This is a genomic window from Arcobacter acticola, from assembly GCF_013177675.1.
GTDB classification, from domain to species: Bacteria; Campylobacterota; Campylobacteria; order Campylobacterales; family Arcobacteraceae; genus Aliarcobacter; species Aliarcobacter acticola.
In genome coordinates this window covers 2,855,946-2,870,657 of record NZ_CP042652.1, presented here as the reverse complement: position 1 = coordinate 2,870,657, position 14,712 = coordinate 2,855,946, and the positions used below count along the sequence as shown (strand labels likewise).

Annotated in this window: 17 protein-coding genes; 5 read left to right on the top strand and 12 right to left on the bottom strand. The window is 27.6% G+C overall.

The genetic code is table 11. The features are described 5' to 3' along the window. Window positions 1-73 precede the first annotated feature (73 nt). Window positions 74-691 carry a riboflavin synthase gene (ribE, locus tag AACT_RS14670; protein WP_172128146.1) on the top strand — a complete coding sequence of 206 codons (618 nt, stop codon included), beginning with the start codon at window positions 74-76 and terminating at the stop codon, window positions 689-691. A gap of 62 nt (window positions 692-753) precedes the next feature. On the opposite strand, the gene mreC is transcribed toward ribE, so the two are convergent. The 7 genes from mreC to AACT_RS14635 are packed head-to-tail and all read right to left on the bottom strand — an operon-like array spanning window position 754 to window position 7,267. Further along, window positions 754-1,590, bottom strand: coding sequence for a rod shape-determining protein MreC (gene mreC, locus AACT_RS14665; RefSeq protein WP_172128144.1), 837 nt, complete (start codon window positions 1,588-1,590; stop codon window positions 754-756). Then, window positions 1,583-2,614: a rod shape-determining protein gene (locus tag AACT_RS14660; protein ID WP_172128142.1), complete on the bottom strand. Its 1,032-nt coding sequence runs from the start codon at window positions 2,612-2,614 to the stop codon at window positions 1,583-1,585. The genes mreC and AACT_RS14660 overlap by 8 nt, the downstream gene beginning before the upstream one ends. 13 nt (window positions 2,615-2,627) lie before the next feature. After that, window positions 2,628-3,848, bottom strand: a complete 1,221-nt coding sequence (gene clpX / locus AACT_RS14655; protein ID WP_172128140.1) for an ATP-dependent Clp protease ATP-binding subunit ClpX — start codon at window positions 3,846-3,848, stop codon at window positions 2,628-2,630. A gap of 12 nt (window positions 3,849-3,860) precedes the next feature. After that, window positions 3,861-4,643 (bottom strand): acyl-ACP--UDP-N-acetylglucosamine O-acyltransferase, encoded by a 783-nt coding sequence (gene lpxA, locus AACT_RS14650; RefSeq protein WP_172128138.1) that lies wholly within the window; start codon window positions 4,641-4,643, stop codon window positions 3,861-3,863. 15 nt (window positions 4,644-4,658) lie between these two features. Next, window positions 4,659-5,102 (bottom strand): 3-hydroxyacyl-ACP dehydratase FabZ, encoded by a 444-nt coding sequence (gene fabZ / locus AACT_RS14645; RefSeq protein ID WP_172128136.1) that lies wholly within the window; start codon window positions 5,100-5,102, stop codon window positions 4,659-4,661. Window positions 5,103-5,153: 51 nt separating this feature from the next. After that, a complete protein-coding gene (lpxB, locus tag AACT_RS14640) occupies window positions 5,154-6,197 on the bottom strand; it encodes a lipid-A-disaccharide synthase (RefSeq protein WP_172128134.1) in 1,044 nt (347 codons plus the stop codon). After that, entirely contained in the window at window positions 6,194-7,267 is a 1,074-nt protein-coding gene (locus AACT_RS14635; protein ID WP_172128132.1) for an epoxyqueuosine reductase QueH, read from the bottom strand. The genes lpxB and AACT_RS14635 overlap by 4 nt, the downstream gene beginning before the upstream one ends. 180 nt (window positions 7,268-7,447) lie before the next feature. Between AACT_RS14635 and AACT_RS14630 the strand changes: the two genes are divergently transcribed. Then, on the top strand, window positions 7,448-7,723 hold the full coding sequence (locus AACT_RS14630; protein ID WP_172128130.1) for a hypothetical protein: 276 nt from the start codon (window positions 7,448-7,450) through the stop codon (window positions 7,721-7,723). A gap of 33 nt (window positions 7,724-7,756) precedes the next feature. Here the strand turns inward: AACT_RS14630 and AACT_RS14625 are convergent, their stop codons facing one another. After that, a complete protein-coding gene (locus AACT_RS14625; protein WP_172128128.1) occupies window positions 7,757-8,956 on the bottom strand; it encodes an NAD(P)/FAD-dependent oxidoreductase in 1,200 nt (399 codons plus the stop codon). A gap of 299 nt (window positions 8,957-9,255) precedes the next feature. Between AACT_RS14625 and nfo the strand changes: the two genes are divergently transcribed. Both nfo and AACT_RS14615 read left to right on the top strand, forming a co-directional pair. Further along, complete coding sequence (gene nfo, locus AACT_RS14620) at window positions 9,256-10,101, top strand: deoxyribonuclease IV (protein ID WP_172128126.1); 846 nt, start codon at window positions 9,256-9,258, stop codon at window positions 10,099-10,101. 54 nt (window positions 10,102-10,155) lie between these two features. Next, window positions 10,156-10,386, top strand: coding sequence for a hypothetical protein (locus tag AACT_RS14615; protein ID WP_172128124.1), 231 nt, complete (start codon window positions 10,156-10,158; stop codon window positions 10,384-10,386). 15 nt (window positions 10,387-10,401) lie between these two features. On the opposite strand, the gene dauA is transcribed toward AACT_RS14615, so the two are convergent. Next, window positions 10,402-12,033, bottom strand: coding sequence for a C4-dicarboxylic acid transporter DauA (dauA, locus tag AACT_RS14610; RefSeq protein WP_172128122.1), 1,632 nt, complete (start codon window positions 12,031-12,033; stop codon window positions 10,402-10,404). Continuing rightward, window positions 12,030-12,647, bottom strand: a complete 618-nt coding sequence (locus tag AACT_RS14605) for a hypothetical protein (protein ID WP_172128120.1) — start codon at window positions 12,645-12,647, stop codon at window positions 12,030-12,032. The genes dauA and AACT_RS14605 overlap by 4 nt, the downstream gene beginning before the upstream one ends. A 138-nt stretch (window positions 12,648-12,785) precedes the next feature. Between AACT_RS14605 and AACT_RS14600 the strand changes: the two genes are divergently transcribed. Then, window positions 12,786-13,349: a TetR/AcrR family transcriptional regulator gene (locus tag AACT_RS14600; RefSeq protein WP_172128118.1), complete on the top strand. Its 564-nt coding sequence runs from the start codon at window positions 12,786-12,788 to the stop codon at window positions 13,347-13,349. 19 nt (window positions 13,350-13,368) lie between these two features. On the opposite strand, the gene AACT_RS14595 is transcribed toward AACT_RS14600, so the two are convergent. After that, window positions 13,369-14,034 (bottom strand): tetratricopeptide repeat protein, encoded by a 666-nt coding sequence (locus AACT_RS14595; protein ID WP_172128116.1) that lies wholly within the window; start codon window positions 14,032-14,034, stop codon window positions 13,369-13,371. Then, window positions 14,035-14,652 carry a tetratricopeptide repeat protein gene (locus AACT_RS14590; RefSeq protein ID WP_172128114.1) on the bottom strand — a complete coding sequence of 206 codons (618 nt, stop codon included), beginning with the start codon at window positions 14,650-14,652 and terminating at the stop codon, window positions 14,035-14,037. Window positions 14,653-14,712: the final 60 nt, after the last annotated feature.

Below are 14,712 nucleotides of genomic sequence, written 5' to 3'. Positions count from 1 at the left end.
TTAAAAGTAGTTAAAATTAGCTTCTTAACATTTTTTAGATATTATACCTAAATTTTATCAAAAGGTTTTTTAAGTGTTTACAGGACTTATAAGAGAGATGGGAAAAGTTGTTAGTTTTCAAAACAATTATTTAACATTAAAAGCAAAATATAATCCAAAAATTGGAGATTCTATTGCAATAAATGGAGCATGTTTAACAGTTGTAAAAACTTCAAAAGATACTTTTACTGTTGAGTTGTCACCTGAATCTCAAAATATCCTTGCAATGGAAAACTATAAAGATGAGGTTCATATGGAACCTGCTATGATGATGGGAGATAGATTTGAAGGACATATAGTTCAAGGACATGTTGATTGTTTAGGAACTATAAAATCTATTAAACAAAATGGGAACTCTACAGATTTTTATGTGTCATTACCAGCTGAGTATTTAAAATATGTTATTCCAAAAGGAAGTATAACCATAGATGGTGTTTCACTTACTGTTAATGAAGTTTTAAAAGATTCTTTTAGACTTACTATTATTCCTCATACTGTAAAAAATACACTATTTTGTAGATATAAAATAGGAACTAAAGTAAATCTTGAAACAGATATGTTTGCAAGATATATTTATAATATGTTTAAAGGTGGAAATAAAAAAGAAGATATGTCATGGGATGTGGTAGATGCTATAATGGCAAGATATTAAAATAAGTTTTAATTAATAGTTTTAGAATATGTAAGATTTTAGCTTAGTTTTCTAATCTGAAATCATTTAGTTAATGGCTTTTTTTCTGTAGCTTCTTTTTTTTCTGTTACTTCAACTTTTTCAATAGTTTTAACTTCTTGATTTACATTTTTATAAACATAAAAATATTTCTTTTTTAATACATTTACATATGGTTTTACTGTAGCTATTTTCATATCAGGTAAACTTGTAACTTCCATAATTCTTCCTACTTTTAAACCTTCAAAAAAGATGTTATCCATACCTGATGTTATAACTTCATCACCTTTTTTTATCTCAGCCCAAATAGGGATATATTTGATTAGAAGCTCTTCTTCACTTGTGGATGCAGTGATTATTCCAGGAGCTTTTTCTTCTCCAATAAAAGTAGCATATGAAGAATCTTTATTTCCATTTAATAAACCAACTGATCTTCCATTTTTATTTACTAAAATACCTGCTGCATAGTTTTCTGTTATTAGTCCTAAAATAGTGTCATCTTCAGGAATTTTATCTAACCAAACTTTTGTAAAATCATTAAAATTTACATAAGATAAAACTTTTACTAGTTCAATTTTAGGTTTTGATTGGTTTAAATCAACATTTACTAAAAATTCTTTTACAGCATTTAATTGTTTTTGTGCACCATTGTATAGTATTTTGTACTCTTTTAATTCATTATTCTCAATAGTTAATTCTTCTATTTTTTTTGCTTGATCAAAATGTTTTTCTACACTACTTGAAATACTTATTACTTTATTGATATAAGATACTTTAATATCATTAAAAAAAGAGAATTTTTTTACTAGTAGTTCATCTACCTCAAAGAGGTAAGATAAACTAGCTATTATAAATAGTAGTACAAAGATGAATTTACGCATTAGTTATTAGTTTAAGTAACTCTTCTTGATCTAGAACTTGGCTTGTTCCGTATGCAACTGATAATAAAGGTTCATCAGCAATTCTAACAGGTAGTTTTATAATATCTGCTAGGTAAGTGTCTAGTCCTCTGATTAAAGCACCACCACCTGTAATAATAACACCATTATCAACAATATCACTTGCTAAGTCAGGAGGCATATTTTCTAATACACTTTTAATTGCAGAAACAATCTCTTTTAGAGGTTCTTTTATTGCAATTCTAACACCTTCACTTCCTAATTCAATAGTTGAAAGTAATCCAGAATTATCTCTTCCTTTTACTTTCATTTTAAGTTCAGTTTCTAGTTTAACAGCAGTTCCAATTTCAATTTTGATATTTTCAGCAGTTCTTTCACCAATAAATAAATTGAAGTTTTGTCTTACATGTTCGATAATTGATTTATCAAATTTATCACCTGCAACTTTTATTGATTTACAAAGAACTAATCCGCCAAGTGAAGTAACACCAATTTCAGTTGTACCACCACCAATATCAACAACAACATAACCAGCTGGATCAGATACAGGAATTCCAGCACCAATTGCAGCTGCCATTGGTTCTTCTACTAGATAAACTTCTCTAGCTCCTGCGCTCATTGCTGATTCTTCAACGGCTTTTTTCTCAACTTGAGTAATACCATAAGGAATACAAATAATAATTCTTGGACGTATAAAAGATTTTCTAGAATGTGCTTTTTCAATAAAATATCTAATCATTCTTTCTGTCATTTCAAAATCGGCAATAACACCATCTTGCATAGGACGAACAGCTTGAATATTTAAAGGAGTTTTCCCAATCATTTGTTTAGCTTCTTGACCAACAGCTAAAATTCTATCTCTACCATTTCTGTCTTTTTGAACAGCAACAACAGAAGGCTCATTTATAATGATACCTTTTCCTCTTACTGAAACAATTGTATTTGCTGTTCCCAAGTCAATTGCCATATCATTTGAAAAGAGACCTATTAATTTATCTAAAAACACTTTTATATCCTTTTTATGCTACTTTTGGTTCTTTAGTTTTAAGAACAACTTCTTTTGAAATTGTAATAGTTTTATTTTTGTATTTTGGAAGATCAAACATAATATCTAACATAATATCTTCTAAAATAGATCTTAATCCTCTAGCTCCTGTTTTTCTAACAATTGCTAATCTTGCTAACTCTTTTAATGCATCTTTTTCGAACTCTAATTTTACATCATCCATTTCAAAAAGTTTAATATATTGTTTTATCAAAGCATTTTTAGGCTCAGTTAAAATATGAACCATATCATCTTCAGTAATTTCATTTAATGTAGCAACCATATGAAGTCTTCCAATTAATTCTGGAATTAAACCATATTTTACTAAATCATCTGCTTCAACTTTTGATAATACTTTATCGTGGTCATTTTTACCTTTTTTATCTTGATTAAATCCAAGTACATTTGCACCTTCTTTTTTCTTGATAATATCTTCTAAACCATCAAATGCTCCACCACAAATAAATAAAATATTTGTAGTATCAACTTGTAGTGCATCTTGACCTGGGTGTTTTCTTCCACCTTTTGGTGGAACATTTACAACAGAACCTTCAACAATTTTTAATAAAGCTTGTTGAACTCCTTCTCCTGAAACATCTCTAGTAATAGATCTATTTTCACTCATACGTGCAACTTTATCAACTTCGTCAATAAAGATAATTCCACGCTCAGCTTTTTTGATATCACCATCAGCTGCTTGAACAAGTCTTGTTACAACATTCTCAACATCATCACCAACATATCCAGCTTCTGTTAAAGATGTAGCATCTGCAATTGCTAATGGAACATCAAGATATTTTGAAATCGTTTGTGCTAATAGAGTTTTTCCAGAACCTGTTGGTCCTATTAATAAAACATTTGATTTATTTAACTCTGTATCATCATCAATTTCATTGTGTCTAAAAATTCTTTTATAATGATTATAAACAGCAACAGAAAGAACTTTTTTAGCTCTATCTTGTCCAATTATATACTCATCTAATATAGCTTTTAGTTCACCTGGAGTTTTGATTTTAATCTCTTTTTCTTCAACAGGATTTACTTTTGTTTGATCGTTAATATTTTCAACGTTTCCATTCATAATTTCACTTGCTGCTGTTACACAAGATTTACAAATACAAGCATTATCTCCTGCAATTACAGGATTGTCTCTGCTATCAGTTGCACCGCAAAAATCACATATAATCTTACTCATTTTCTACCTATCTTATTTTCTATTAAAAGGAATACCTCTTTTTGTATTTAATACAAAACTAGCTAATTCTTTTACATATTTATTTTCATCTGTTTCAAGTAGCTCACTCGCTACTTCTTGTAGAGGTCTTCCTGATTCGAATAATTCTTTATATGCATGTTTAATTGCATCTATATCAGCTCTATTTTCAAATCTTCTTCTAAGCCCTGTTAAGTTTAATCCTCTTAACACTGCTTTATTCCCTTCTGCTAAACAAAATGGAGGAATATCTTGGGCAACAGCTGATGCACCACCTACCATTACTTGAGTTCCTAATTTACAGAATTGATGAATAGGTGTTAATCCACCAACTACAACGTAGTCATCACATTCAACATGTCCTGCAAGTGTTGCACCATTTGCAAAAATACAATGGTTACCAATTATTACATCATGAGCAACGTGAGTATATCCCATAAATAAGTTGTTGTCACCAATTCTTGTAACAGATCCACCACCAATTGTTCCTGGATTAAATAGTGTGTATTCTCTTATTTTATTATTGTCACCAATAATAAGTTCAACATCTTCTCCATTGAATTTTAAATCTTGAGGAATTGAACCGATTGATGCGTGTGAAAAAATATGATTGTTTTTTCCAATTGTTGTTTTACCTGTTATTAAAGTATGAGAATCAACAATTGTGCCATCACCTATTTTTACATCTTTTCCAATAATTGTAAAAGCACCAATAGTGATATTATCACCTAATTGTGCACCTTCTTCAATTATTGCTGTATTGTGAATATTATTCATATTTTCCTACTATTCTTACTTGTCAACAATCATAGCTTTAAATTCTGCTTCTGCACATACTTTTCCATCTACAAATGCTTGACCTTTTAAAACCATAAGAGAGCTTTTCATTTTGATTACTTCTAATTCATAGTCTAATCTATCCCCTGGTCTTACAGGAGTTCTAAATTTAGCCTTATCAATACTCATAAAATAGATAACTTTGTTTTTCATTTCTTCGTCAGTTAAATCTGAACTCTTAAGCGCCAATACACCACCTGCTTGAGCCATACCTTCTAGTATTAAAACACCTGGATAAATAGGATGACCTGGAAAGTGACCTTGAAATGCTGGTTCTGAGATTGATACATTTTTAAAACCCTTAATAGACTGTTTAAGTTCCATTTCTGTGATTCTATCTACTAAAAGTAGTGGGTATCTGTGAGGAAGAATTTCTTGAATTTGCATAATATCTAACATATAATTTCCTGATTTTTTTATTGAATGACAAATATTATATCCAAAAAAAAATTAGTTTTGAATTATCTTTGCAACATTTTGTGAACTTCCATTCTTTAGATAGTCTCTTAGTAATTTAGAATTGTTAAAAAATGATTTTTTATCCAAATTATTATAATCATTTAGTAGATTATCTACAGTCACATTTTCTTGTAAAAATTCACTATGAAGAGCTGATTTCCCCATTTTTTCAAAAAATATATTTGCAAGTCCAATGTAATTTAATTTTACAAATAATTTTCCTATAAAAAAATCAAATCTCTTAGCAATATAAGAAAGTGTAAAAGGAGTTCCAATAAGTGCAGCTTCTAAAGTAGCCGTTCCTGAACAAATAAATGCATATTCAGAATCAATAAGCGCTTCATGTGTATTTTTAGAAATTGTAAACTCTGAAATATCACCATATATTTTTTTAATATAAGCATCATCAAATTTTGCAGGAATTATTAAAACGTACTCTTTATTTGGTATTTTATTTATCAATTCTCTAAAAATTGGCATAAGATTTGTGATTTCTGTTTTCCTACTTCCTGGCATAAAAGCTATTTTATTTGTATTTGATAGTTCTTGTTTAAACTCTTTTATTTCGTCTAAAAGAGGGTGTCCCACATAAGTAAGTTTATTTTTATCACTATACATTTCACCTTCAAAAGGAATTATTGAGCAAAGTTTAGAACAATACTTCTCTAGCTTTGCAACTCTTCCTTTTTTCCAAGCCCAAGCTTGAGGTAAAATATAATATATAATCTCTTTATCTGGATAAGTTTCTCTTAATTTTTTTGCAAGTGGTAGATTAAATCCTGAACTATCCATTAGTAAAACTTTATCGCAAGAAGCTGCAAGTTTTACGAACTCATCTCTTAGTTTAAAAAAAAATCTTAACTTTTTTAAAGCATCAACAAAACCCATAATTGCCAAAGAAGTTAAATCATAAAGAGGATTTCCCAACTCTTTATCAAAAACACCATAAAGTTCAACATCATCACTTAAATATTTTTTTAACTCTTTTAAGTGAATATTTGATGAAGCCTCCATGGCGCAAACTAAAAGTTTCATATAATTTCTTCTTTTATATCTTCATAAGTTTCAGCGTTTATTTCTATCTCATATTTTTCATTTTTTATTTCATCAAGAACAATTAATGCACTTAAATCGTAAGGATTTTTTATAATAAGATTTCTGATTTCTAACTCTTTTTGAAAACTCAAAGGAGAATACATAAGCTCTTTTACATTTTTATATGAAGTATCTGCAAATAGATTAAATGTTGTAATATCAATGATTTTAACTTCATCTCTATTTAAATAGTTGATTCCATCTTTCTCATACTCAATTCTTCCGTTTGTTTTATTTCTATTTATAGTTGAATAACATAAAATATAAGATGGAACAATTTGTTTTGCAACAATTACTTTAGCGCTCATTAGTCTATAATTTAGAAATCTTTGTTTGATGATTTTATAGTTTGCACCTTCCTCTTCTAATTCATTTCTTCTTTTATAAAGCTCAAGTCTTTCTTCAATAGACTCAGGTAAAATTTGATTTGAAATAGGATTAAACATTTCATCCATAATCTTATCTTGAGCAACTCTCTGGGCACTTAAACCAAATAAACAACCACAATAATTTTGTCTATAAAGTGAGTTCTCTTTTACTTTCTGACCTTGAATTTCAGCACCATTTCCAGCTTTGTAGTCTCTATAAATAAACTCTAAACCTGTTAATGAAGATAGGTTATTACCAATCTTTTCAAGTTTTTCTTGAGATTTTTTAGGTGAAATTAAAAGAGTAGTTGTAAATTTATTATGACCTAATTCTTGGGCTTTTTGAACAGTTGTATCAAGTCTATCATCATAACAAACTGTACATCTATCACCTTTTTCAGGTAAATGCTCCATTCCTTTAACTTTTTTTAACCATTCTTCTAGGTTATAAGCACCTTCAATCAAAGGAATACCCAATTTTTTGCATGAGTACTCCACATCTAAATATCTAAGTCTATATTCACTATATGGATGAATGTTAGGGTCATAAAAATAACCTACTAACTTTTCTTCGGGAAATTCTTCTTGTATTCTTTCTAAAAAATAGTGACTATCAACTGCGCAACAAATATGTACTAACAATATAAAACCTTTAATTATATAATTTGCTATAATTATAGTAAAAGTTTTCACAACAAAGGATTAGTCATCAGAAATTTAGCAATTTTTATCATCTTTGCATTTTTATTTGTAGGATGTGCAACAAAAGAAATACAACCTCAAGATACTTCAAGTGCAACAATATTAATTAAAACACCTCAAATGAAGTTTTATGATAAGGGATTTATTTACAAGTTCAAAGATTATACACAAGTTCAGATTTTTACAGCAGGAACGGCAATATTAGATATGAAAATCTATGAAGATAAAGTTTGTAGAAGCACTTTTAAATGTCAAGATTTAAAAACATTTAATAAAGAAAATCTATCTTCAACTTATCCTGATAATTTCTTAAAAGAGTTATTTGAAAGAAATGGAAAAGAGATAACGCATAGAGATAAAGACAACGAGATTTTGATAAAAATTAAAAGAGATTAGTAATTTACTAATCTTTTTTAATATAGCTTTAGATTAAAGCTTTTTAAGTTTTTTATAACCCGCTTTTATAAGCTGTAAAAGTGGTTTTCTATATGAACTAAATACATACTTTTTGATTTCGTATGCTATTCTTCCTTTTACATGAACCAATCCATATAAATTTCCAGCTGCATATTTCCCACCAAGTGCGATTAAGATACCTTCTAGTTTTGGATCACAAGGTGTCATTTTTTTATTTTTTATCATTGCTAAAATATTCTTACCAGCACATGTTCCACTAATTCGTGCAACTGTAACATTTGGAGGCATTATTTCGCCTTTTTTGTTTTTGATTTCGGCAATATCTCCAATAGCAAATATATTTGGATATTTATTTGTTTGAAGATACTCATTTACTAATATTTGACCTCTACCATTTTTATCAACATCTAATTGTGACGTAATTGGTGAAGCTTCAATACCACCTGTAAAGATAATAAATGAGTGATGAATTTTTGTTCCGTTTGATAACTCCAAGTTGTCTTCATTACACTTTAGTAGTTTTGTATTTGTAATTACATTAATTCCTAAAGATTTTAATCTTTCATGTGACATACTAATTAACTGTGGAGTAAGTCCTGGAAGAATAGTATCAGAACTACTTACAAGTGAAATTTTTAGATTGTCGCAAGAAAAGTTACCTCTTTTGAAGAACATTTTAGAGTTATATGCCATTTCAGCAGCAATTTCAACTCCTGATAAACCAGCTCCAACAACAACTATATGTGTGTCATCACATTGTTTTGCTTCAAATTGGATTTTTTTGAAAAGTTGATTTTCAAAACTTTGTTTAAAAAACATTGCCCAATGAAGTTTTTTAATATCGTGAGCATTATTAAGTCCTGGAATTTGAGGAGGAAAGAAAGTTCTTGTTCCTGCTGCCATAACTAAATAGTCAAATTCTACAATCTCTTGTTCTTCTGTATAGATTTTTTTTGCTTCTTTATCTATTTTTCTAACTTTTAGGTTTTTGTATTCTAAATATGGATGATTCATTCCCATACATAATGTAGTTAAATCAATAGTAACATCAGCAATATTTGATTTGTTCGCGATTAAATCGTAAACTTCAGGCTGTAAATTATGAAAAGTGTGTTTATCTATCAGTGTGATTTTAATATTTTTATTTTTAACTAATTCTTGTAATGCATAAATTCCTGAGTATCCACCACCGATAATTACAACTTTTTCCATATATTTTGATCCTTTGTCTACGTACAATTTTGTCTGTAAATTTACTATGTTTTCTATTTTCGAAATCTATTAACTTATTCTTAGTGAGAATTTTACTCAAAATTTATAGCTCTTCTGTAGCAAGTTTAAATTTACAATATAATTGTATAACACATTTTGATAATAAAACTAAAAATCAAGTATGTTTTTTAATATAAATTAAATATGTTAATAAATGACACTTTATTGTCACTTTTAAAATTAACTACAGACTATTTAAGTAAAATGATAATTAGAATAAAAATTAATAGGATTATATAATGAAATATGTAGGAGCACATGTAAGTGCAAGTGGTGGAGTTTATAATGCACCAATTAATGCAAGTGCAATTGGTGCAAAAGCTTTTGCACTTTTTGTAAAGAATCAAAGACAATGGGCAGCAAAAGATTTTGATACAAAAACATTAGATAAATGGTTTTTAGAAATGGAAAAATGTGGTATTGCTGCAAAACATATTTTGCCCCATGATTCTTATTTGATAAATTTAGGGCATCCAGAAATCGAAGCTAGAGAAAAATCACTTAATGGTTTTATTCATGAGATAAAAAGATGTGAAATATTAAAACTTGATAGATTAAATTTTCATCCAGGAAGCCATCTTAGAAAAATAAGTGAAGAAGAGTGTTTAGATAATATCGCTGTTTCAATGAATAAAGCAATAGATGCAACAAAAGATATAAAACTTGTAATTGAAAACACAGCAGGTCAAGGAAGTAACCTTGGATATAAATTTGAACATCTAGCTTATATTATTGATAAAATTGAAGATAAAAGTAGAGTTGGTGTTTGTATTGATACTTGTCATATGTTTACAGCAGGTTATGATATAAGAACAAGAGAAGCTTATGATAAAACTTGGAATGAGTTTGATCAAATAGTAGGTCGTCAATATCTTATGGGAATGCATATCAATGACTCAAAGCCAGATTTAGGAAGTAGGGTTGATAGACACGATTCTCTTGGCGTTGGGAAAATCGGTTGGGATGCTTTTAAATTTATTATGAATGATGATAGAATGGATGATATTCCACTTGTATTAGAAACTATAAATGAAGAAATTTGGGCACAAGAAATTCAAGCTTTATATGATTTGGTAGAAAAATAGATTTTAAATGGAATGATTTGTGTATAGAGTATAAAAACCTTTAAGGCAATTTATATGAAAAATAAAACAAAAATTCCATTTGATCCAAATAACTTTGATACTTCAATAACAGTAAAAGAGTTAACAAATAAATTTACTCATCTTTTAGATTTAGATTATAAAAAAATTAGTTTAGCAAATGAAATTATTCCTTTAAATTACGAAATAATTTCAAAAGATTATGTTGATTTTACTTCAAGTAAAATTGAAGATTATTTTCACTTTGAGGTAGATGCTGTAATATAAAAATAAAATTTATTTTTATATTACAGTTTTTGAGTAGTTTATTGAATCTTCTAAATTATCAAAAGTTTTTAAATTTATATCATCAAATTCAAATTTTGCTTTAGTTAATTTTTTTACAATTCTTGCATTTAAACCAGAAAAAATAAGCTTTTTATTTTTTCTTTTAAAATTATCTACGATTGATTTAAGAGCAACCATTGCAGTCATATCAATCATAGTTACATTTTGCATATTTAAAATCACCACATCTGTATCTTCATTTGCATTTAGCAAAGTTTTCAAAGCATTTTGAGCAGCTCCAAAAAACATTGGACCATTTATATCATAAATAGAAATATTTTCAGGGATATTTGGGTGAATAGCAGATGTTTTTGTATTTATAAGTTCAATTGAATATAAATCAATGGTTCTTTTTATAAATAAAACTGAAGCTAATCCAATACCAATGGCAACTGCAATTTGCATATCAAATAAAACAGTTAAAGAAAAACAAGCCAAAAGAACATAAACATCATCTTTAGGCGCCACTTTTATTATATTTATGAAGTGTTTTACCTCTGACATATTCCAAGCAACTACAAAAAGTAAAGCAGAAAGTGAAGCCATTGGTAAATATGATAAATATGAAGATAAAAATATAATTGAAACTAAAATAAACAAAGAATGAACAATCGAAGATACTTTTGAAGTTCCTCCTGATTTTATATTTACAACAGTTCTAGCAATTGCAGCAGTTGCAGGAATTCCTCCGAAAAAAGGAACAATTATATTTGTAATTCCTTGGCCAATCAGCTCTTTATTTGGATTGGTTTTATTTCCAGTCATACCATCACTAATTACAGCACATAATAAAGATTCTAAAGCTCCTAAGATTGCAATAGCAATACTATGTGGAAGTAGTTTGTAAAATAAATCTAAATTAATATCATCAGTATTTAAATAACTCCATGGCAAAGTAAATTGTAAAGGAATAGGGGGAATTCCATTTCCTTTTAATTCTCCTATTTCATAAGAAAAAGTAGATGCAATTGTTGAAATATTAAGAGAAGGAATATTCATATTTAAAAAAGTTACAATTACTGTTGCAAAACTAAGTGCGATAAGCGCAGAGGGTATTTTACTTTTAGTTTTTTGCCATAAAACCAATAAAAAAAGAGTGAATAAACCTGTTAATAATTCTGCTGTATCAAAAGTATGAAAAGAGTTAAATAGTATAATAATTTTATCTATATAAGAACCACTAAAATTTTCTATTGTAAGACCGAAGAAATCTTTTATTTGAAAAGTTGCAATAACAACTGCAATTCCAGAAGTAAACCCTACTGTTACAGGATAAGGAATAAGTTCTATTATAGTACCTAGTTTTAAAACTCCTATTAATATAAGAATAATTCCAGATAATAAACCACAAATTAGAAGTCCAGAAACACCAAACTCTTGAACAATAGGAATTAAAATAACCACAAAAGCAGCAGTTGGACCTGAAATATTTATTTTACTACTACCAAAAATACTTGCAAAAAAACCTGCAATTATTGCAGTATACAGTCCAAGTTGAGGTGGAACTCCTGTTGCAATTGCTAATGCCATAGATAATGGAAGTGCAACAATACCAACTGTTAAACCAGATAGAATATTGCTTTTCATTTATTTCTCTTTTTAGACTTTCTTGAAGTATCTACTCTATATTTTGAATTTTTAAGCCTTTTTATCATTGATGATGAAATTTTGTACATTTCTATTACATTTTCACGTAAAGAGTTCTTCTTTTCATTATTTCGAGCATTTTCATAATGACTAAGTAATTTTAAATAATCAATATCATTTAAAAATGGGTATAAAGTAAGTGATTTGTTCTCTTCTAAAATCCATTCACTAAGAAGTGATAATATTATTTGTTCAGGAATCCAGATATCACCTTCTTGAAGACTTGTTTCTATTTGTTTTACTATTGAATTATAATAAAAAACTAAGGCTTCATCATTTGGAAGAAGTTTGCTATTTTTTGTTTTTATTTGACTATAAGACATAAATGCTTTTAATTCATAAGCATTTATAATTGTCTTACTAAGATGAGAGTTTAATATTTTGATATTTTCTTCAATCTCTAAATTAAACTCATCATTTCCTAAATCAATTTTATAACTTCCTTTTTTTATGTTTTCTAGAAGTTCTTCAATTACTGTTTTTATATAGATTAATAATGCGTCAGTTTTAAAATCTCTTAAAAGTTTTAATTTTATTTGTGGGTTGAAATTCATGTGAATCCTAAGTTTCAATGTAAAATAGATTTTAAATCAAATAAACTTAATAATGAATTAAGTTCAATTTATTATTTATAGTTCAATTTTGTTTTTAATATTAATTAAATTATAATCATAAAAAAATTATGGATATAAATGAAGAATAAAATAAATGAAGAATTAATTAAAGTAAAAAAAGATTTGTATTTAAAAGCAGCAACTGAATATTTTGATAGATATGGGTATAAAAGTTTTAAAATATCACATTTAGCAAAGGAGTTGGAAATATCTGTTGGAACAATCTATAATCTATTTACTTCAAAAGAAAATTTATATTTAGAATATCTTATTTCAAAACTTCAAAACTTTCTAGATACTCTAAAATCTAAAGAGACAAACAATCCAAAAGAAAATCTTGAATTATATTTATCTTGTAAATATGAGATATTTATTCAAATTGATGATAATACAACTGATCCATATTTTTTCCATAAGTTAGATATTTCAAATCATCCAATAGTTGATGAAATATATGAATTTTTAATAAGACAGTTTAAACAACTTTATCCAAATAAAAACATCAATTATAAGCATCTATCTACGCTGTTTAAAAAATTATCAGATGGTTTTATTGAGAGTTATTTAATAGAGAAATATGATACAAAAAATATCATTAATGACACAATAGAACTTTTTTTCTATGGACTAGAAAAAAAGTAGTATTGTTTTAGTTTGTAGATTAAAGTTTATAAACTTTAAATGTAGTATCTTCTTTGTTTTGTTTTACTATGTTTTCCCAATATTCAACTTTCTTTTGATCACGAGGTTGTTCAAACGAACCTTCTCTATGAATATTTATTAACATCTTTTGAGCTGTAGATACACCTTTTGAAGCAGCAAAATTTATTAATTCTACTCCTTTTTGATTATCTATTTTAGTATTTATACCTTGAAGATAAAATCTTGCTAATTGATAAGCTGCATTTGGATCAATATTACTTGATTCTTTTAGTAATTCAAAAGACTTATCTATATCTTTTTTAACTCCATCACCTTTATAATATAAAAAGGCTAAGGCAAGATTTGCGTAAATATTATCATTGCTTTTTGCTTGCTCTAGATATTTAACTGCATCTTTATACTCTTTTTTATCAGCATAATATGTACCCATTCTAAGTTGAGCATAAGAGTTCTTATCTACTATTTTTTTATAACATGTAAGTTTTGAATCTAAACTTTCAATTTCTTGACAAAGATTTGCCTCTTTTAAACTAAGTAAATCTTTATCCTCAGAATCAAAAAAAGAAGGCATTGAAAACGATGGCATAGAGAATGTCGGCATTTTCATAGAACAAGCTGTAAACATAAAAAGTACAGCAGTAGGTAGTAGTATTTTTCTTATCATTTATTTTCCATATATTCTTTTCATAAAACTATCAGATTTGTCTTGGTATAAGTCATTCCAATAGATGCTTTTTTCTAAATCTGTATCTATAATCTCTGAATTGCTATAAATTTTTGATAGTTCAGATTGTGCAGGTTTTACGTTATTTTCAGCAGCATAAGTTAAAAGCTTAACGGCTTTTTTATAATCTTGTTTTGCTAAATAGTTATAAGATAGTTTGTATGCTGCTATTGGATCAACATCTTTTACTTCTTCTAATAATTTAATAACGGTTTCTTCATTTTTCTCAACACCAAAGCCATTATTATATAGTTCTGCTAACAAAGAGTTAACATAAAAGTTCCCTTTTTCTTTTGCATATAAATATCGTTGTAGTGCCTCATTATAATTTCCGCTAAGTTGCGCATTTAATCCAAGTCTTAATTGTGCAAAAGAGTTTTTATATGAAATTAAATCATAACAATCCATTTCATATTTTGCATTTGTGTTTTTACATTGATCTGCTATTGCTAGTTCATTAGGTAATACTTTCAAAGCTTCACTATGGTCAACACAACCATTTAATAAAAATATTGAAAGTGTTATTGCTGTAAAAGAAGAAGTAACAAGTTTAAACATTGGAATCCTTTTTATTTACTCAAGTAATTTTGCTTATTCTATCAGGTTTTTTATTCATAA

Bases quoted from the DNA above. Each gene is read 5' to 3' on its own strand.
- AACT_RS14630 (WP_172128130.1), top strand. From the start codon at position 7,448: ATGAAGTTTTATGATAAGGGATTTATTTACAAGTTCAAAGATTATACA.
- AACT_RS14605 (WP_172128120.1), bottom strand. From the start codon at position 12,647: ATGAATTTCAACCCACAAATAAAATTAAAACTTTTAAGAGATTTTAAA.
- nfo (WP_172128126.1), top strand. From the start codon at position 9,256: ATGAAATATGTAGGAGCACATGTAAGTGCAAGTGGTGGAGTTTATAAT.
- lpxA (WP_172128138.1), bottom strand. From the start codon at position 4,643: ATGAATAATATTCACAATACAGCAATAATTGAAGAAGGTGCACAATTA.
- dauA (WP_172128122.1), bottom strand. From the start codon at position 12,033: ATGAAAAGCAATATTCTATCTGGTTTAACAGTTGGTATTGTTGCACTT.
- clpX (WP_172128140.1), bottom strand. From the start codon at position 3,848: ATGAGTAAGATTATATGTGATTTTTGCGGTGCAACTGATAGCAGAGAC.
- mreC (WP_172128144.1), bottom strand. From the start codon at position 1,590: ATGCGTAAATTCATCTTTGTACTACTATTTATAATAGCTAGTTTATCT.
- AACT_RS14590 (WP_172128114.1), bottom strand. From the start codon at position 14,652: ATGTTTAAACTTGTTACTTCTTCTTTTACAGCAATAACACTTTCAATA.
- fabZ (WP_172128136.1), bottom strand. From the start codon at position 5,102: ATGTTAGATATTATGCAAATTCAAGAAATTCTTCCTCACAGATACCCA.
- AACT_RS14625 (WP_172128128.1), bottom strand. From the start codon at position 8,956: ATGGAAAAAGTTGTAATTATCGGTGGTGGATACTCAGGAATTTATGCA.
- lpxB (WP_172128134.1), bottom strand. From the start codon at position 6,197: ATGAAACTTTTAGTTTGCGCCATGGAGGCTTCATCAAATATTCACTTA.
- AACT_RS14615 (WP_172128124.1), top strand. From the start codon at position 10,156: ATGAAAAATAAAACAAAAATTCCATTTGATCCAAATAACTTTGATACT.
- AACT_RS14600 (WP_172128118.1), top strand. From the start codon at position 12,786: ATGAAGAATAAAATAAATGAAGAATTAATTAAAGTAAAAAAAGATTTG.
- AACT_RS14595 (WP_172128116.1), bottom strand. From the start codon at position 14,034: ATGATAAGAAAAATACTACTACCTACTGCTGTACTTTTTATGTTTACA.